The 20,070-nt window shown below is 31.1% G+C and carries 11 protein-coding genes; all 11 read left to right on the forward strand.

The window, feature by feature from the left end; all coding sequences use genetic code 11:
* Positions 1-9 precede the first annotated feature (9 nt).
* The 11 genes from FYJ83_RS11375 to FYJ83_RS11425 all read left to right on the forward strand — a co-directional run bounded on the left by FYJ83_RS11375 (position 10) and on the right by FYJ83_RS11425 (position 19,736).
* On the forward strand, positions 10-1,863 hold the full coding sequence (locus tag FYJ83_RS11375) for a glycosyltransferase (protein ID WP_154440668.1): 1,854 nt from the start codon (positions 10-12) through the stop codon (positions 1,861-1,863).
* Positions 1,864-1,876: 13 nt separating this feature from the next.
* On the forward strand, positions 1,877-3,703 hold the full coding sequence (locus FYJ83_RS11380; protein ID WP_154440670.1) for a glycoside hydrolase: 1,827 nt from the start codon (positions 1,877-1,879) through the stop codon (positions 3,701-3,703).
* Positions 3,704-3,744: 41 nt separating this feature from the next.
* On the forward strand, positions 3,745-4,782 hold the full coding sequence (locus FYJ83_RS11385) for a glycoside hydrolase family 18 protein (protein WP_154440672.1): 1,038 nt from the start codon (positions 3,745-3,747) through the stop codon (positions 4,780-4,782).
* A gap of 186 nt (positions 4,783-4,968) precedes the next feature.
* Entirely contained in the window at positions 4,969-6,066 is a 1,098-nt protein-coding gene (locus FYJ83_RS11390; protein WP_154440674.1) for a sulfurtransferase, read from the forward strand.
* Positions 6,047-6,487 carry a hypothetical protein gene (locus tag FYJ83_RS11395; RefSeq protein WP_154440676.1) on the forward strand — a complete coding sequence of 147 codons (441 nt, stop codon included), beginning with the start codon at positions 6,047-6,049 and terminating at the stop codon, positions 6,485-6,487. Before FYJ83_RS11390 ends, FYJ83_RS11395 begins: the two co-directional genes overlap by 20 nt.
* Before the next feature lie 107 nt (positions 6,488-6,594).
* Positions 6,595-9,699, forward strand: a complete 3,105-nt coding sequence (locus FYJ83_RS11400; protein WP_154440678.1) for a hybrid sensor histidine kinase/response regulator — start codon at positions 6,595-6,597, stop codon at positions 9,697-9,699.
* Positions 9,680-10,786 (forward strand): response regulator, encoded by a 1,107-nt coding sequence (locus FYJ83_RS11405; RefSeq protein ID WP_154440680.1) that lies wholly within the window; start codon positions 9,680-9,682, stop codon positions 10,784-10,786. The genes FYJ83_RS11400 and FYJ83_RS11405 overlap by 20 nt, the downstream gene beginning before the upstream one ends.
* A gap of 122 nt (positions 10,787-10,908) precedes the next feature.
* Positions 10,909-12,678 (forward strand): methyl-accepting chemotaxis protein, encoded by a 1,770-nt coding sequence (locus FYJ83_RS11410; RefSeq protein ID WP_154440682.1) that lies wholly within the window; start codon positions 10,909-10,911, stop codon positions 12,676-12,678.
* Positions 12,679-12,712: 34 nt separating this feature from the next.
* Positions 12,713-13,600 carry a GGDEF domain-containing protein gene (locus tag FYJ83_RS11415; protein WP_154440684.1) on the forward strand — a complete coding sequence of 296 codons (888 nt, stop codon included), beginning with the start codon at positions 12,713-12,715 and terminating at the stop codon, positions 13,598-13,600.
* Between the two features lie 81 nt (positions 13,601-13,681).
* The gene (locus FYJ83_RS11420; RefSeq protein WP_154440686.1) at positions 13,682-14,146 is read left to right on the forward strand and encodes a hypothetical protein; all 465 of its coding nucleotides are present in this window, start codon (positions 13,682-13,684) and stop codon (positions 14,144-14,146) included.
* Positions 14,130-19,736, forward strand: a complete 5,607-nt coding sequence (locus FYJ83_RS11425) for a SpaA isopeptide-forming pilin-related protein (RefSeq protein ID WP_229768572.1) — start codon at positions 14,130-14,132, stop codon at positions 19,734-19,736. The genes FYJ83_RS11420 and FYJ83_RS11425 overlap by 17 nt, the downstream gene beginning before the upstream one ends.
* The last annotated feature ends 334 nt before the right edge of the window (positions 19,737-20,070 follow it).

Consider the following 20,070-nt stretch of genomic DNA (forward strand, 5'->3'; position numbering starts at 1 on the left):
GGAGATAGTATGACAGGGAAGGAAATTGAAAAGAAAGAAAAAGTATATGAAGAAGATGTTTTTTTAGAGACTAAAGAAGATCGCCGTCTACTTCCTAATGTACCTGATGATACGCAAAAAAGAAGTAATATAGATAGGCGAGGAAAAGGTAGACTAGATGATTCTACTAATGTTAATGATTTTATTAAAGCCAGTGAGTCAGGAATTAGATATAAGGTAAATTATAAAGTAAAGGTAATATTTGAAAATAACGGTGTGAAAGGCAGCTTTTACTGTAAAGGAATAGATATATCTATGACAGGAATACTGCTTGAAATATATAATGAAGAAGATAGAGAGAAGATAGAAACAGCAGATTCTATTAAATTAAACTTTGAGATAATACCAGGAACTATGCCAGAAGGTATGGAAATGACAGTGAAAACAGAAGCTAAAATTGCTAGATCAAAAGTAGTAGATAGGGGCAGAGGGCTATATGGATTGCAATTCAAAGAAGAATTATCCATCTATAGCAGAAGGAAAAAAGATGGATATATACTGACGATTTCAGGTATATTATTATTTTTCATTACAGCTTTTATTGTTTTAATGAGGGCAGAAAGTGTTATTTACTTTAGATTCAACAAATGGTTATACCTATATAGTATTATAGCGGCTTTTTTCCTTCTAAGCAGATATTTATTTGCCGTTTTTTATAAAAGTATTCCAATAGATACTAAGTTTACTCCAGGAGTAACCATAATAATCCCTTGTTTCAATGAGGAAAAATGGATTCAGAAAACTATATTAAGCTGTATAAATCAAGATTATCCCATTGAAAAGTTAGAAGTTATAGTAGTAGATGACTGTTCTACAGATAAATCAGCTGAGAAAATTAAAGAGATTGTCCATAAATTGTATGAAGAAAATGATTTTAAAGTAAAGGATAGGCTAAAATATATTCTTATGAAAGAAAACGGAGGTAAAAGAGAGGCTCTTTCAAAAGGTGTATTGGAAGCTAAACATGACTTAATAGTATTTGTAGATTCAGATAGTTTTTTAAATCCCTTTGCAATACGAAATCTGGTGCAGCCCTTTAAAGATTCTAAAATAGGTGGAGTAGCGGGACGAACTGATGTTGCCAATACCTATACCAATAATCTAACTAAGATACAGTCAGTTCGCTATTATATTGCCTTTCGGATAATGAAGGCAGCAGAAAGTATTTTTGATACGGTTACCTGTTTATCTGGACCACTGTCCTGCTATAGAAAGGAAATAATCTTAGAAAATATGGATTCATGGCTTAATCAGCAATTTTTTGGACAGAAAGCAACCTTTGGAGACGATAGGGCAATGACCAACTTTGTTCTTAGAAAGTATAGAACTTCATATCAGGACTCTGCCATATGCTATACAATTGTTCCCAATGACCATAAGGTGTTTTTAAAACAACAGATGAGATGGAAAAGGTCTTGGCTTAGGGAGTCTCTAATAGCATCTAAATTTATGTGGAAGAAAGAACCCCTAGGTTCACTGACATTTTATATAGGAGTAATGGTTCCAGTATTTGCACCTATAGTAGTAATATATAATTTACTTTATGTACCAATTGTCCATAGAATATTTCCAACTACTTTTTTAGTAGGATTACTTCTAATGGCAATGCTTATGAGTACAGTACAGCTGCTTTTACGAAAAAGTACAACTTGGGTCTTTGGTATATTGTTCTGCATATATTATGAAGCGGTACTTCTATGGCAAATGCCCATTGCTTGGTTTACCTTTTGGAAATCAACCTGGGGAACTAGAATGACTCCAAGTGATGTAGATGCCCAGCTTAAAAAAGATAAAAAGAGACTGAGGAAAGCTAGGAATGTGTAAGAGGTGAAGGCTTATGAAATATTTACAAACTAAAAAAGATAAAATAAAGTTTATAAGAAGTATTTTTCAAGGCATAATCCTCTTACTATTAATTCGACTATTATTTAATGTGATTTTTGATTCTAATAAATATGAACCCTTTGATGATAGCTTGATAAATGAGGATAAGGGATTTATTGCCTTATCATATTTTGGAGTAGATAGAGAAGGTACCAACACAATGATTAGTACTGAAAGGTTGGAAGAACATTTTGAAGCATTGAACAAAAATGGCTATGTTACCCTAACTCAAAAAGATATTGAATATTATTATAAAAACAATAAAAGCCTTCCAGAAAGGTCTATGTTTCTAATGTTTGAAGATGGAAGAAGAGATACAGCAATTTTTTCAAGTAATTTACTAGAGAAATATAATTATATAGGAACTACTTTAAACTATGGAAATACCTTTGAGGAAAAGGACCCTAAGTTTCTAATGGAGAAGGATTTAAAAAAGTTGGAGAAAAGTACATTTTGGGAAATTGGCACCAATGGATATAGATTGGCCTATATAAATGTATTTGATAGGTACAACAATTACTTGGGAGAACTTAATCCTGTAGAATTTTCTGCATTAAGTAAATATATAGGGCGAAATTATAATCATTATTTAATGGATTTCATAAGAGACGAAAATAAAATACCAAAAGAAAGCTATGACCAGATGAAAGAACGTATAGAAAAAGACTATATATTAATGGATAAAATATATAAGGAAAAATTAGGAAAGTTGCCAAAAACATATGTGATTATGCACTCCAATACAGGTGGTTATGGTTCTAATAAAAATGTAAGTGCAGTTAATGAGACAATGATTTATAAGCATTTTATTATGAATTTTAATAGAGAAGGTTTTTCTCTAAATAAAAAAGAAACAAATATTTATGACTTAACTAGAATACAGCCTCAAGCATATTGGTATCCTAATCATTTGTTAATGAGAATAAAATCTGATACAAATGAAGATATAATATTTATGGAAGGAGATCCTAATATAAAAAGAGACTGGGATACTATTAGTGGAGTAGCTGAATTTAGAAAATCATCTATTATTCTTACTTCAGAGCCAAGAGGAAAGGGACTAATACGCTTAAAAAATAGTAGCAATAAAGATTATGCTTTACATACTACTCTCACAGGAAATGTACTAGGAACTCAAACCATCTATTTAAGGGCAGATGAAGGGCTAAAAAATTATATTGCCATAAAGCTAAAGAATAATAATTTATATATAGAAGATAATGATAAAGAAATCTTCTCATTAGACCTTGAAGAACATGATGGAGTGTTGCCACAATCAATAGAAGAAAATCAACTAGAGGCCTTAAATCATGAATATAAAGTCTATAATAAGAATATAAAGAAACAAAAAAACAAAACCAAGATGGAACCACAAAGAGAAGTAGAAATTCAAGAGGTTAAAAGTGTAGAAGATGGAGCAGAAAGATTTGTCAAAGAACTACAAATCAATGAATTAGGAAATAGAAAATTGGATATATATCTAAAGGATAATAAGTTATCAATAGATATAGACCATAAGGAAGTAATTAAAGATTTATCTATATCCACAAAGAATTCAGATTATATCTATTTAGAATCTGCCTGGGAGGAGTATGGATATAGTCAAAGAAATATAGCAGATGATGTATATGATGGAGTATTTGAAAATATAATTATTACAAATATTCATGATGAAAATAATATTATATATATCAATAAACTTCAAGGGAAAGAACTAGTAAAGGATAATATATTAAATATATGGAATAAGATAATTAACTGGTTCATTATAAATCTATAAATAAGGGTATAGGAAATCATATTTTGTAAGGGAGAAAAACTATGACTAAAAAACTAATGTTAATTTTTGTATTCACAATATTGCTATTGGTTTCTTGTACCAATGAAAAAAATATAGATGTAGAGAATTATATGGATAAAGAGATTGAAGATAATGAGAATATCAGATTTTCAATATGGACTGCTTATTGGGATACTGATGATTTGGAGCATGAAATAAAGGATATGGGGAAAGTTGATAATATCTGTTACTTTGCAGCTTATTTTAATGAAGATAAGATATTATTTGTTCCTAAAGAAACAAAGGAAAGCCTTAAAAGAATTGAAAGTCTTGGAAATAGGAAATATGGAAGCTATTTAACTATTGTCAATGATTTACTCCTTGCAGACAATAAGTCCTCCTTAAAGGATACAGATTTACTATACACCTTATTTGCAACAGAAGAAACAATGAATAATCATATAGAGGATATATTGAATATAGTAATCAAAGAGGGGTTTGATGGAATAGAAATAGACTATGAAGCAATAAATAAAGATATAAATCTTTGGGAACTTTTTATTGAGTTTATTGATAAATTATATAAATCGGCTAATGGAAAGGATATTCCAGTAAGAGTAGTGCTAGAACCCAATGTTCCCTTAGATAAAATAACTTTACCTGAAGGACCAGAATATATAATAATGTGTTATAATCTACACGGATATGGTACTGAACCTGGTCCAAAGGCTAATAAAGTATTTATAGAAGATATGATAAAAAAATCTGAAGGGTTGAAGGGGGATATAGGATTTGCACTTGCCACTGGTGGATATGATTTCCAAAGCAATGGTATAGTAAATGCTTTAACAGAAAGGGAAGCTGTGGAGTTGTCAAAATTTTACAATAAAATTCCCCAAAGAGATGAAAGCGGTGCTTTATTCTTTAATTATATGGATAACGAAGAAGTAAGCCATCAAGTATGGTATGCCAATAAAGATACTATAAACTACTGGATTGGTATTATCACAGAAGCAGGAGACTATGGTATAAGCATATGGAAAATAGGCGGAAATATAAACTTATTAAATGAAAACTAGGCTAAGACCTAGTTTTTTGTATTTCCATTAATATGCCATGATTTTCCTATTAATTTTATTTATAGTATTAGACAAATTATAGGTATAGTTAATTGGATTTTATAAAAACGTAGTGCTATACTTTTCTAGAGATTTGGTTTCATACAAACAAAAATATCATTATAAAATACCATGGGAGGTTTACTAATGAAAAAAAGATTTTTTGCACTATTGCTTGTAATAGTGTTAATGACTAGTGTATTTGTAGGATGTACACAGCAACCTAAAGAATCAAATGATGCTTTAGTAGGTGAAGGAGAAATAGATAAGGAAACTCAAGATAAAAATGAACAGGAAAAAGTTGAGCCTGTAGATATAAAGAAGGTTTTTGTTTCCCCGCAATGGGTTAAAAGTGTTATTGATGGAGGACAAGAGGAGTCAAAAAACTATATAGTATTAGAAGCGTCTTGGGGAACTGCAAATGATAGTCCTGATTATAACACAGGCCACTTACCAGGTACTGTTCATGTTGATATTGCAAGTATAGAGGGAGAGCCTTATTGGAATTTAAAATCTCCAGAAGAAGTAGAACAAGCAATGCTAGATTTAGGAATCACAAAGGATACAACTGTTATTTTATATGGTTCTGATCCCTCTGGTACAGCTAGGGTTGCCTATGCTTATATTTGGGCAGGAGTAGAAAATGTTAAAATATTAGATGGAAGTCTGAATGCTTGGACAAAAGCAGGATATGAACTAGAAACTACTGCAAATGCTCCAACACCTGCAACGGAATTTGGTGCAGTGGTTCCAGCTAATCCAGAATATTGGTTATCAATAGAAGATGCAGCTAAGAAATTAGAAGGGGACCCAAATTTTAAATTAGTAAGTATTCGTTCCTACAAAGAATTTAATGGTGAAACAAGTGGTTACTCCTATATTGATAAAGGAGGCGAGCCTAAAGGTGCTGTTTGGGGCAAAGGAGGCAGCGATCCATACCATATGGAAGATTATGTCCATGAAGATGGAACTTATATTACTATGGATGAAATGAAAGAACTATGGAAAGATTTGGACTTTACCTTAGAAAATGAACTTTCTTTTTATTGCGGAACAGGATGGCGTGCATCTATTCCATTTTTAATTATGTATGAAAATGGATATACAAATATGAATATGTATGATGGTGGATGGTATCAATGGCAAATGAATGATAATCTTCCAGTTCAAGTAGGAGATCCAGCTACAGATCAAGTTAAATATACAACAGTAGGTGATTTACCTAATGATAAGGCAGCAAAATAAACTTCAATATGTATTGATTATTTTATTTAGTATATTGGAGACTTTAACACTAATTGGCGCATACTCAGCTCATTATTTTACCAAAACTCGTATGGGAATGCTTCGTCATGTTGTATATCTTAACGGTAAATGGGAAAAGAGTTTTCCAATTTCAACTATAAAATGGATTGCAATATGTATAATTATTGTTCTTATAATCTTTATATTTCTAGACTTTTTCAAAAGAGATAAAAGGTATAGAGCAAAAATATTGGTAATGTTATGGACTATGGTCACAAATGGGTGGACACTATACTTCCTGTTTGCTTATGGTACAGAAAGAAATCGTGCATATTATATTTTAAGTATTTGTTTTATCTTAATGACATTGTTCCAAAATATTATATATTTTAATAGTGGGTTCAGAAAACTAAAATATTGATATAAAAAGCTAGGCTAAGGCCTAGCTTTTTTATGTAAATTTTGATAAGAAAGTTAAAATTGTGGGTAATAAATAAGATAGTGATAAAAAGGATAAAAGGTGATTCCATGAACAGGAATAGAAAAATAAAAACTCAGAGTATAATATCTATAATAATTTCAATCATAGTTGTAATTTGGGTTACGATACATATTATAGCACTGAATTATGTGGATATAGAGGAAAGGTATATAGCAGAAAAGGGAGTATTGGATATTACAGATTGGAATATAGAGAACGAAGGAAATCTTAAATTAGATGGACAATGGGAGTTTTATCCTGGAGTACTACTGAAGTCAGAAGAAATAAAATCCAATAGACATGATGAAATTAAAAAATATGCAGATGTACCAGGTTCATGGAAAGACTACTTAAATGAAGATGAATCCTCTCATGGAGCAGGTACATATAGGCTTGTTATTAAAGTTCCCGAAGATAGAATATATGGTGTCAAGACTAGAACCATACGATCAGCAGCTCGTATTTATTTAAATGGTCAGGAAGTTGCTCATTTAGGAAATCCGTCTGAGAATAAGGAGGATTTTAAAAGGGAAAGCAAGTACAAATTAGGAACTGGAAATAGTTTAAATAAGGAAATTGAATTAATAGTTCAAGTAGCAAACTATGATTATAAAGTAGGAGGAATAGTTAAATCAGTTGAATTCGGTTCATTTGAATCAATTATGAGGGCAAATAGCCAAAGGCGTGCAATAGAAACACTGATGATTTCAGTCTGTTTAACACTGTGCATATATTTTCTTATAATATATTCTGAACGGAGAAAAGAATACTATTTACTGTATTTCAGTGGAATGAATCTATTTATGTCAATATATTTAGCAACAATGAATGAACAGATTTTAGACTTAATATATGACTATAGTTACAATACTAGAACCACAATTCAAGTTATATCAATGATAATAGTAACTATTTTCCTAAGTCAGTTTGTCCGCTATTTTTTCAATGACGATAGCAGCAACAAGATTGTAAATAAAATATCCATAATAGTTTTTCTTGTACTAGGAATTTTAGGTTACAGACCTAATGTGGCTATATATACTTATTTAAGACATTTACATGGCATACTTTTAACTACACTGATTATTAGATATGTTTATATCTTTTATATTTTAATAAGAGAAATATATAAAAAATCTGACTTACTGGAATACATTTTAGTAATTACAATATCTATGTTTTTGTACTGGTTTACAATGGCATTGAAAATATTAATAGAGATTGATTTAGGAAACATACATATATTATTGATTCTAATATGTATGTTTGGTATAGCAACATTGATGAATCGCCGTCTACAATTAGATTATGAAAGAGCAAATGAACTTTCAGAAAGGCTCATGAGACATGATATGTTAAAAGATGAGTTTTTAGCCAAAGCATCTCATGAATTGAGAACACCCTTACATATTATACTTAATTTAACAAAGAACTTATTGGAAGGGAAAAAGGGAACATTGAACTCCAAACAGCAGGAAAACTTATTCTTTATACATCAAGAAGGTCAAAGGTTAACTCGTTTAGTGGAGGATTTATTAGATGCTTCTCAGATAAAAAAAGAAGAGATAAAACTAAGATTAAGTCCAATTAAACCCTATGAAATTGTGGAAGATATTTTAAAAGAAATGAAAGTTTTAATTCCTAAGGATAAGTCTATTATACTAAAGAATCAGATTCCAAGTGAATTTCCGTTGCTAAAGGCTGATCCAGACAAATTTAGACAGATTGTTTATAATCTAGTACACAATGCAATTAAATATACAAGAGATGGAGAAATAGTTGTGTCTGCATCTATTATATCTGGGCAAGGTGAAATTAGAGTATCAGATACGGGAATTGGAATCAAGGAAAAGTATTTAGAAGAAGTTTTTGATATTTTTTACAAAGAAAATGAAGAAGGCCAAGGAGAGCAAGGTTTAGGATTAGGATTGTCCATAGTAAAGCATTTGGTTGAAAATCAAAATGGGAAAATATGTGTTGAGTCCCTACATGGAAAAGGCTCTATTTTTAAATTTACATTACCGATTTATAATGGACAAATAGAACAACAAGAGGACATAATTCCCATAGAAGAAAATGTTATTCAGTCTAATATATATTTGGAAAAGTATCCTAAGTTACAAAGAGAAAATATAGAGAATATAGGTAAATTAATGGTTTTAATAGTAGATGATAAACCCTTAAATCAAAAGGTACTGGTAAATATTATGAGTCAATTGGGACTCAATACTATTTTAGCAGACAATGGAAAAGAAGCATTAGATGTACTTGAAAAAAATAAAATAGATTTAATAGTTCTAGATTTTATGTTGCCTGATATATCAGGAGATAAAGTATGTAAAAAAATACGTCAAAAATACTCTATGGTAGAGCTTCCAATTTTAATTTTAACTGCATCGGGAAGAACTATTGACTTGATGAATGCCTTTGACTATGGTGCAAATGATTTCCAGAGAAAGCCTATAGACTCTGAAGAATTAAAATCTAGAATTCAGTCCTTATTATTGATGAAAAAATCAGTAGAAGAAGGGTTAGAAAAAGAATTTCAGTACTTTTATTCACAAATTTCGCCGCATTTTCTATACAATACAATAAATACTATTATAGGTCTTAGTTACAAAGATAGTGAAAAAGCAAGAATAGCTTTAAACAATTTATCCATTTATTTTAGAGGAAAATTGGATATTCATAGAGAGAAAGGTCTAGTTACTTTGGAATCGGAGTTGGAACTAATAATGGCATATCTTGAAATAGAACAAATGAGATATGGAGAGAGATTGAATATAGAATATGATATAGAGGAAGGGTTAAAAGCTATGATTCCACCACTGACATTGCAGCCAATAGTAGAAAATTCTGTACGTCATGGAGCTACAACTAAGGCTAGCAACGGAACTGTAAAAATTACTGCAAGACGAGATATGGAAGGCTTTATAAAAATAACCATTGAAGATAATGGAATAGGGATGACAGCTGAAAAACAAGAAGAAATTCTGAAGGGCAATAATCAAAGAATTGGATTTAAAAATGTTATTGAAAAAATGAAAATAATAAAGGGGGCAGAACTAATATTAAAAAGCAATATAGAAAAGGGGACTGTAGTAGAGATAATTATTCCGGAGGTGGGATTAAATGAAAGTAATTTTAATTGATGATGAGTCTATTGCTCTAGATTTACTGGGATTTAAGCTTTCCTCCTATAAAGATGTGAATATAGTTGGCAGTTACACTAACCCTCTTGAAGCATTGAAGGAGGTCAAAAAAATACAGCCTGATGTCATATTCTTAGATATTGAAATGGGAGAAGTAAATGGATTGGAGGTTGCTGAACTTTTTACAAAGGAACTGGCAGCTGTAGAAATAGTATTTATTACTGCTTATTCAAAGTATTCTGTAGATGCCTTTGAAATAAATGCAATTGACTATTTATTAAAACCAGTTCAAGAAAAGCGTCTAAATAAAACCATTGAAAGATTAAGACAAAAAACCATGGGAAATCATGAAATTGAAACTTTAGATAATGGATTAAAAGTAAATAGTTTTGGTACTTTTCAAGTGCTGGATAGTATGGATAACCCTTTAATCTGGCGTACTCAAAAATCTAAGGAACTATTTGCTTTCTTATGGAATAAGAAGGGAGAAGCTATTTCAAAGATGCTTATAATGGATGAAATTTTTCCCGATAAGAACTTAGATAAAGCCACTACCCTCCTACATACCACCATATATCAATTAAGAAAGAATTTAGAAAAACTAGGATATGGAAATGGAATTATCTATTTCAATGAAAGCTATCAGTTAAATGTACCTATTGTAAGTGATGTGGAAATATTAAATAAAGTATTAAGCTTAAAAGAACATGGTGAGGAAGAAATAAAAGAAATATTAAGGATTTACAAAGGTGACTTCTTAGGAGAAGAGGGTTATCTTTGGGCAATGGGAATCCGAAAAACATATGAAGATATGGTATTTAACATATTGAATAAATATGCAGGGACACAGTTAAGGGAAGGGAAATTATCTCCAACACTAAAAGCTGCTTTAGACAGTCTTTATAAAATAAATAGTTTCAATGAAGATATAGTGAAAATGATAATATATTACTATGGTATACAGAGAAATAGAGCCAGTCTCAAGGAGTTCTTTGAGGAATATGTAGTAAATATTAAAGTAGAAATGCAACTAAGTCCAATGGAAGATACTTTAAAATTGTATAAAAGGTATATGGATTATATATAAACTATATAATCCATATTTCTTTGTTCAGAGATTGTTCAGAGCCTATGGATATTATATATCTGGGAAGAACATATAAAATAATTGTATGTAGCTAAGATATAGAACAGAAAGGAAGTATAAGAATGAAAAAAGGTTTCAATGTTAATTTAAAATACCTAAGTTTAAGTACAAAATTACTAATTTCAATATTGACAGTATTTTTGATTGTCACATCATTTTTAGTCTTTGTAGGATTAAATAGTTATGTGAATATAGCCATAAATACAGAAAAAAGAAACTTAGAAAATGTAAATAATATTTCAGTAGATGCCTTAACATCTGCTAGCCGTGCCAGTAATTATATAAAGACTCATAGTAATGAAACCAGTGAGGAATTGGAAAAAATACTTTCTGCTGAAAATTATATAAAAGGTTTAAGTGTTGGTAAAGAAGGATTTTTCGTAGCATTTAATAATAAGGGACAAATAAAATTACATTCCAATATGGAACAGATAGATAAATATGGATTTAAAACTCAAGATGGATATGCTTTGATATATGATGATATACTGAGCTACGCCCTAGAAAATACCCCTAAGACAGAAAAGACTCAAGAATTTCAACAACAGCTTATTGGAGAAGAAAGTTTTATAGTTAATGGTGAAGAACATTATGCAAGAATTGAAAAATGGGAAGACCTGTACATAGCAAGTATATTAGATGAATATTCAATTAGAGATGATGCTAAGAAAGAAGTGGGAAAGTTACTTGTTTTTCTTATACTTATAATTATAATCTCTTCAGTAGTGTTTATCTATCTAATTAAAATATTAATTGGGAATAAGATGAAAGTCATACGAGATAATATACAAAAATTTGGACATGGTAATTTTGAAGATTTAAAAGAAATGAAAAGCATAATTAAAGATGAAATATTTGAAACCAATGAGGTACTGGTGGATTCTTCTAGAAATATGCTGGATATAATGAAAACCTTAGGTGAGAATAGTGAAGACTTACTATTAAAGGAAGAAGAACTACAAAAATTAAGTGGAATTTATAGTACTGGTAGCAAAGAAATAGTAGCAGCAGTAGATGAGATCGCCAGTGGAAGTGAGAAACAAGCAGATGAAACTATGAGGGGACTAGAAGAGTTAAATGAGCTTAAAGAAATAATTGACGAAGAAAGACAAGGGTTTAAACTATTGAATTCAAAGGTTGAAGATATAGATAATCTTAAAAGAGAAGGTAATGAAATAATTGATGATTTAGTGGAGTATACCAATAGGAGCAACAATTCTGCCATAGAAGTACAAAAGGTAATAGGAAAATCCAATTTAAGTGCCAATAAAATAGAAGAAGCAAGTATAAAAATAAGGGAAATAGCTGACCAAACCAATCTGTTAGCACTAAATGCAAGTATAGAAGCTGCCCGAGTAGGAGAACATGGAAAGGGTTTCTCTGTAGTTGCAAGTGAAATAAGAAAATTGGCAGAAGAATCCACCTCATTTGCCATGGAAATTGGCGAAATTATAAAAGAACTATTATCAGGCTCTGAAAATGCAGTGGATTTAATCAAAGAAGTAAGAGAAGAAGCAAAAAAACAAACAGGAAGTGTAGAGAAAACAGGAGAAAAATTTCAAAGAATAAGTGAAGAAATAGAAGATATAAAAATTATAATAAATAATCTCAATGAGCAAGGTAATATACTTGAAGGAAAAAAAGAAGAAATAACAGAGGTAATAGAATATTTAAGTGCTATAGCACAAGAAAACAATAGCAATACAGAAGAAGTTTGTGCAAAAGTAGAAGAACAAAATAACAGTATTTTAGTATTGGAGGATTTAAGTAAAGACTTAAAGAAAGTCTCTGAAAATTTAGCGAATAAATTAAAGATGATATATCACAAATAAAACTTTGTTTTATAAATAAAGGGAGTTGCTGGTTATGGATATTTTTAAGGTAGATGACTTAAAAGGATACCTAGAAGGACTTAAAAGATTATTTGATATTGTTAGAGTTGTAAATCCCATATCTAAAAAAGTTGTATTTCAAAATGGACATGGAGAATATATAATTCACGGAGAGGATTGTTATGGATTCTGGAAGAAAGGTGAGTCTTGCAGCAACTGTATATCTAATAAGGCTATTCAAGACAAAAAATGTTTTACTAAAATAGAATATTTAGGTGATGGGGTATATATAGTTATTGCATCTCCCATTATATTTGAAGACAATTTATATGTTTTAGAGTTAGTTAAGGATATTACAGAAACAGGAGTTGTAACTGGACTCAATGGACTAAATACCATGGAAGCCAATAATATTATATATACACTTAACGAAAAAGCCATTAAAGACGATTTAACAGGAGTATATAATAAAAGACATATAAACAAAAGACTTCCAATAGATATAGATTATGCTAAAAAGCATAGAGAGAAATTGACAGTTGCAATGATGGATATAGATAGTTTTAAAAAAATAAATGATATATATGGACATATGGTTGGTGATTTGGTATTGAAAAAGATAGCAGAAGCCATAAGTTCAGAAGTCAGAGTCAATTACGATTGGGTTGCCAGATATGGGGGAGATGAATTTCTAATAGTACTCAAGAATTTAGATGAAACAGCAGCCATGGAAATAATGAAGAGAATACAATCAACTATAAGGAAAATGACCATTAGATTTGAAGACAGTATAATAAACGTAACACTAAGTATCGGCTTTCATACAATAGATACAGAAACTGAGAATTTTAGTAGGATAGTCTCTAAAGTAGACCAAAATCTAAAAAAAGCCAAAGATGGTGGAAAAAATAGAATAGTATAAATTTCAATAGAATTAACATATATGAAATTTATAGAAGCATATCATAATGATATGTTCAAAAATAAAGGGGGGAGGAAAAATATGAAGATGTTTTACAGCAAAAGCAGGTCTGGAATAGTGTTTATGGTAGTATTGGCAATGCTATTACAGATAATAATTCCTGCAACAGAGTTTGTCTACGCAGAAGAAAATGACAGCATATTAATAGACAAAGATTTTAGTATAGAACTAGGCGAAGACGAAGAAGGAAAAGTAACAGTAAAATGGGAGTATGTATATAGACCTGATGGAAAAAGAAAATTTAATTTGAAACTTGGTTCTATCTTCGAACAATATAAAGAAGAAACCGAAAATCTAATGTCAGGTGAAATCAAAATTGGAGAATATACAGTTTCCAGAAATGGAGAAATAACTATAAATATTGATAAAGATATTGAGACTATAGTTGAAGGACTCCAAGAAAAAACAGGGGTGGAAGAACAAGAAACGATACCAGCACCAGTAGACACAGGAGAGACTACAATAATTGATGGTAATAAGGGGTGATGATACTGGTATAATAGAAGATGAAGATACAGATGGTTCTGAGGTAATAGATGGAACTAAGGAAGATGATGAAGTTGAAGGAACTATAGATGATTCAACTGATAAAACTGAAGAGCCAATACCAGAAGTAACAGGAAGAATAGGAAAACCACTAGTATTATTAGCATATACAGGAGATATGGAAGGATTAGACTTAGATGATGGTAATGATGAAAGTTATACTTTTAGTGGGAGTTTTGTGGTTTGGGAAGGTAAATTGGATTCTGATCCTAAAAAACTAAATGCAGAAGATATAGGTATTAAAAACCTAGTATTTGGCTCAACAAAAGATAAGGATCTAGTTGCTAAAGAAACAGCAGGAGGGTATTTACTGGAATTAGGAGTAAATGAATTGGAGGATGATTTCTATATATCCTTTGATTTTAGCCTAGATGGAAATCACTCAATAAATCCGGGTGACTATTATGAATTTAGTGTTCCCACTGCATTTGCCCTCGTAGCAACTACCGAGGATATAGTCTATGAGGGAGAAACAATTGCCACATACACTATTAATGAAAGTGGTAAAATTACAATCACCTTTGCAGATGCAATAAGAAACGAAGATGGCGATGGTCAACCCGTTGATGACGGAGAATTTAAAGCATCATGGGCACTTGGTGACATTGTAAAATCGGGGCAACTTAATCAAGAATATAAGTTTGATGTAAACGGAGAGAAAAAATTAAACATTATAATTAAGAATAACAATACAGAAACAATTAAAAAACATGATGGTAAACATCCTAATAATGGTGCTACTGTTCAATGGGAAGTTGATGTAAATAAAGCGATGGCAGATATTGGAGGATGGACTCTTTCGGATTCTATGCAAGAGTATATTGTACCTAATTCCATTCAAGTTTATGAATTAATTCCTAGAGTTCAAAATGGTAATGTAGAATTCAGTAGAGCAGCAATTCCTACCACAGATGGTTTTGAATTGACAGGAGATACTTTCCCAATTACATTTAAGACTGAGAATAATAAAGCATATAAGATTTATTATGAAACAAAAGTAACAGATGATCAAAGAGAAGCTGTGTTTAATGATAATAGTACAATTAGTAATACAGTAACTTTATCAAAAGATGGTGAACAAGAGAAAACTGATACTAAAATAGCTGAATTAAAGTTTGATAAACCTATTACCAAGACGGCAACAGATTACGATTCTCGGTCTGGGGAAATAGACTGGACAGTAACTGTTAATGCTGATGGTAGAGATATTTCAGAGGGAGTTACAGTAACCGACACCCTAACCCTTGTTAATCCAGATTCAAAAGACAATAACTATATGGAGTTTGTAAAAAATGGAGATACTGTAGTAGTAACTATCAGTCCGGAAGAAAAATCTGGGACTAAGAAAGTATCATTAACAGGAGATAAAACAAGTGGATATAAATTAGTAGTTGAATTTAAGCCTACTGAAGCCAATAAAACAGCCACACATACTATTACCTATAGTACAAAAGATGATGTAGTCGATCAAGAGTATAGAGTAAAGAATGAGGCAACAATTTCTCATGGATCTAACACTAAGGAATACAAATCTAATGTAGAAGAAAAAACTGTAAAGGATGATATGATTTCTAAAGGTGGGCAAAGTGAAGATTCTATTAATTATGAAGACAAAACTATACAGTGGAACTTTACATTTAATAACAGTGAGTATGATGACATTACTAATGTTAAAATTACTGATACTTTTGAAATTGGAAAGTATTTAAAGATGTATAAGAATGATTTTATAGACTCTAATAAGTCTAAAATAGATACTAACTCAGATGGAACAGCAACATCTAACGGATTTAAATTAGAACTAAACGAACCCAAAACGGATGAAGATGGTAAAGAATATACCTTAACAGGATTTACTTTAACTTTAGTAGATGGGGGAGTCATAAATGCTCCCGTAACATTCACTTATAAGACTACTTTTGACCCAACTGAACCCTATGAAAATGATAATATTACCAATAATATATCTGTAGACTGGACTAAAGGTATAACCAAATACCTTAATTCAACTTATCATACCTCATACTTTAATGATTTTACAAAGAACAATGGTGCTAAGGTAGGAGTATACAACCCAATTAATAAGACCATTGAGTGGTATGTAGATATTAACTATAACAAACATAAATTAGCAAATGCAAAGGTCATAGATGAGTTTGGGGCTAAACAAACAATGAATGATATTGAAAATACTGTGGAGGTATATTTATTAAGTATGGAAGGTAGTGCAGACCCAAAAGAAGTAAAAAAAGTGAATAATTACACAGTAAAACCATTAAGTAGTGAAACTAGTAAAACTAGTGATTTTACTGGTTTTGAATTAACCTTTAATAATGAGATTAACCAGCCATATAGAATTAAATATGTAACCAAATACAAAGAACAGTTCATAGGAGAATTAGATGGTGATGGAGTAAAGGCAGGAAATAAAGCTACTCTATATAATATAGAACATGGTGAAGATAAAAAGATTTCTGAGCTTCCGAAAGAGATTGATGTAACTAATGCAGGGGAGTATCTAAAAAAAGATGGCCGTGACATTAGTAATAAAGACTATCTGGAATGGAAGCTAAAAGTAAATGAAAGCCAATCTCATATCAAAACAGGTTCTACAATACAGGATACATTAAACGATGGACAAATATTAGTAGAAAACTTTGATGGTTTAACATTAAACGGTATTACAACACTTCGTGACACATTCCAAATTGAAAAGAGGGTATATACGAGAACCCATGGCACGGATGATTTTAAATCAAGTCTTCATCCATTAACGAAGACAGAAGTAGATGACTTATTTAATATAGAAGTATCAGTAGATAAAAAGAGCTTTACTATTACATTGTTACAAGATATTGACCATGAATACGAAATCTCTTATGTAACAGATATTAGTGATTCGGTAGCAGATTCTTTATCCAACTCCTATACTTACAATTTTATAGGGACTGGAACTAAAACTGATACAGTTACCGAGACGCAAGCAGTAACCTATGAATTTTCAGGGGGATCAGCTGCACTAAGAAAGTATAATTTAAAGCTAGTGAAGAAGGATGGAGTCACACCACTTCAAAATGTTAAATTTGGATTATACAACAAAACAGGTTTAACTTTAATCAAAGAGATAACATCGGATGCATCAGGTGTATTAGATTTTGGGTCAATTAAATGGGGAGAATATAGATTACGAGAGACTGAACCATTGTTAGGTTATACAAATTATTTCAAAATTGGTAGTACTGGGGAATTCATCTCAGAATATATACTAAAGACAACAGGAACAGCTCCTGATATTACTTTAGATATTTTCAATGAAAAATCTGCGAAGATTATCATAGATAAATATAATAAGGATAGTAACATAAAATTAAAAGGTGCAAAATTTGAAATCAAAAAAGGTGATACGATAGTAGATACTATTATAACAGATGCGAATGGTAAGGCTAGTTCTATAGATCTGCCACCAGGTGAATACACCTTAATAGAAATTCAAGCACCAGAAGACTATGCGAAAGTTGCTCCACAAGTAGTCACTTTAGTATCAGGAATAGATAGCGAGGTATCAATTCCTAATGAACTACTTCATCAATCAGTTGAGTTAACGAAAGTGGATTCAACTGATAATGGTATAAAGCTAGAAGGGGCGATATTTACAATTCATAGTGCTGTTGATAATAAACCAGTGTTAAAGAATACCAGAGATGAAGAGTTAGGGGTGCTAAAGACAGATTCTCAAGGGGAGATTGTTGTGAACAATCTACCACTAGGTAACTATTATTTCAAAGAAGTAGAAGCATCAGACTATTATATATTATCAGGAAATGATAAAATTGATTTTGAAATTAAAGAGAATCAAACAGACACCACAAAAGTAACAGTTAAAAATACTCGTGGTAAAGGTGAAATAATAATTACAAAAGTAGATACAGAAGATGATACTATTTTCTTAGAAGGTGCAGAGTTTAAACTTACAAAACCTAATGATCCTAATTTTGTAAGAACTGGCAAAGCTAACTCGGAAGGTAAATTAACATTTGAAAATCTACCATATGATACCTATATTTTAGAAGAAATAAAAGCACCAGAAGGATATACTTTGGTTAAAGAACCAATAGAAATTGTATTAGATGGAGAAATAAATGATGTAGAAATAAGAGAAACCATTAAAAATATAAAGAAAATCTCTGTTAAAGGTACTAAAAAATGGGTAGATGGACCAGTGGAAAAACCAACTATATGGTTTAAATTATATAGAAATATAAACAATAATGACCCAGAGGCAGTTGAAGGAGCAGAGATTAAAAAACTAGAAGGTACATTATCTATAGAATGGCATGATTTAGATAAGGTTGATAAGGATGGAAATGAGTATATTTATTCCATTAAAGAAGTCAATGAAGCTGGTGAAGATTTTACACCAGGAAACTATGAGAAGGCTGGAAATGGACTAGAAATAACCAACTACTATGTTAGCCCAACAAACGCAACTGCAAAGGCTGTTAAAGAGTGGGTAAATGGTCCAGAAAATAGACCGACTATATGGTTCAAATTATATCGTCATATAGAAGGTGGAGCTAAAGAAGAAGTACCAGCAGTAGAGGCTCCAATTAAAGAATTAAAAAGTGGAACAACTGAGGTAGTATGGAATACGCTGACAAAGACGGATTCAGCTGGAAATGAATATATTTTCAGTGTTGAAGAAGTAGATGCAGAGGGAAATCAACTGATACTGCCAAACTACGACAAACAGGAAGATGGTCTAACAGTAATCAACACCTATGTAATACCAAAAACTGAATTCACAGCAACTAAAAAATGGATAGGTGGGTCAAATACAAAACCGACTATAGAACTTCAATTATATAGAGATGGAGAAAAACTTGGAGTTCCTGTTAAATTGGAAAATGGTGAAACTGAATACACTTGGAATGATTTAGACAAAACAGATATAGATGGTAAAGAATATAAGTATACTGTAGACGAGGTCAATGTTCCAAGTAGATATAGAAAGTCAATAGATGGAGCAACTATAACAAACACTTATTATTCACCAACAAGACCAAGTCCAGACCCTGGCCCAGGTCCTGATAGACCAACAAGACCTACAGACCCAGAGAAACCTACTACTCCTGTTGATCCTACTAAGCCAACAGAGCCAACAGAACCAGTAGAGCCAACAGACCCAGTGGAAATAACAGAGGTACCAAAGCCAGAGGAGCCAGAAATACCAATAGTTATTACACCACCAAAGGGTGGAACTATTGAGTTTGATGAAGATGGTAATTGGAAATATACTCCGAATCCAGGGTTTACAGGAAAGGATAGTTTTATTCTAAAACATCCAGATGGAACAGAGGAATTAATAGAAATAGATGTAGAAGCTCCAAGAAGTGGTTTAGATGAAGATGGAAATCCAGTAGAAGAAGCACCTAAACTACCAAAAACAGGAGAAATTAATAGTGTACTAATCTCTCTTGTAGGATTATTCTTCATATTAGTAGGAATAATTCTAAGAAGACGAACAGCCTAATTATTTAAAGTAGAGAATGTTAACATTCTCTGCTTTGTTTTATGTGAAAATGCTTTTATATCAGTTTTAAGTCATAAAAAAAGCATCTCTATCTATTTTTGAGATGCTTAATATTATTCGTGAAAATTCATTAAAGGTATTACAAGGGGGGGTAAGTTTGCATCAATACTAGTTGTGGTTATTATCGGTCTTAAATAGCTATATAAAAGAGAATGTAAATAACTTTGTGCTTTAGAGATAACTACTCATCTCTAATCTGACAAGAAATATTAAACTGGATAAAACTTACAATTAAATATCTTGATTATATCTTTGCCAAGGTTATTTTAATTTA

This window comes from Tissierella pigra (genome assembly GCF_009695605.1).
Lineage (GTDB): Bacteria > Bacillota > Clostridia > Tissierellales > Tissierellaceae > Tissierella > Tissierella pigra.

What these genes read in the sequence shown, in the direction of transcription:
- FYJ83_RS11420 (WP_154440686.1), top strand. Translation starts at nt 13,682, where the DNA reads ATGAAGATGTTTTACAGCAAAAGCAGGTCTGGAATAGTGTTTATGGTA.
- FYJ83_RS11405 (WP_154440680.1), top strand. Translation starts at nt 9,680, where the DNA reads ATGAAAGTAATTTTAATTGATGATGAGTCTATTGCTCTAGATTTACTG.
- FYJ83_RS11380 (WP_154440670.1), top strand. Translation starts at nt 1,877, where the DNA reads ATGAAATATTTACAAACTAAAAAAGATAAAATAAAGTTTATAAGAAGT.
- FYJ83_RS11415 (WP_154440684.1), top strand. Translation starts at nt 12,713, where the DNA reads ATGGATATTTTTAAGGTAGATGACTTAAAAGGATACCTAGAAGGACTT.
- FYJ83_RS11395 (WP_154440676.1), top strand. Translation starts at nt 6,047, where the DNA reads ATGATAAGGCAGCAAAATAAACTTCAATATGTATTGATTATTTTATTT.
- FYJ83_RS11385 (WP_154440672.1), top strand. Translation starts at nt 3,745, where the DNA reads ATGACTAAAAAACTAATGTTAATTTTTGTATTCACAATATTGCTATTG.
- FYJ83_RS11375 (WP_154440668.1), top strand. Translation starts at nt 10, where the DNA reads ATGACAGGGAAGGAAATTGAAAAGAAAGAAAAAGTATATGAAGAAGAT.
- FYJ83_RS11400 (WP_154440678.1), top strand. Translation starts at nt 6,595, where the DNA reads ATGAACAGGAATAGAAAAATAAAAACTCAGAGTATAATATCTATAATA.
- FYJ83_RS11390 (WP_154440674.1), top strand. Translation starts at nt 4,969, where the DNA reads ATGAAAAAAAGATTTTTTGCACTATTGCTTGTAATAGTGTTAATGACT.
- FYJ83_RS11425 (WP_229768572.1), top strand. Translation starts at nt 14,130, where the DNA reads ATGGTAATAAGGGGTGATGATACTGGTATAATAGAAGATGAAGATACA.
- FYJ83_RS11410 (WP_154440682.1), top strand. Translation starts at nt 10,909, where the DNA reads ATGAAAAAAGGTTTCAATGTTAATTTAAAATACCTAAGTTTAAGTACA.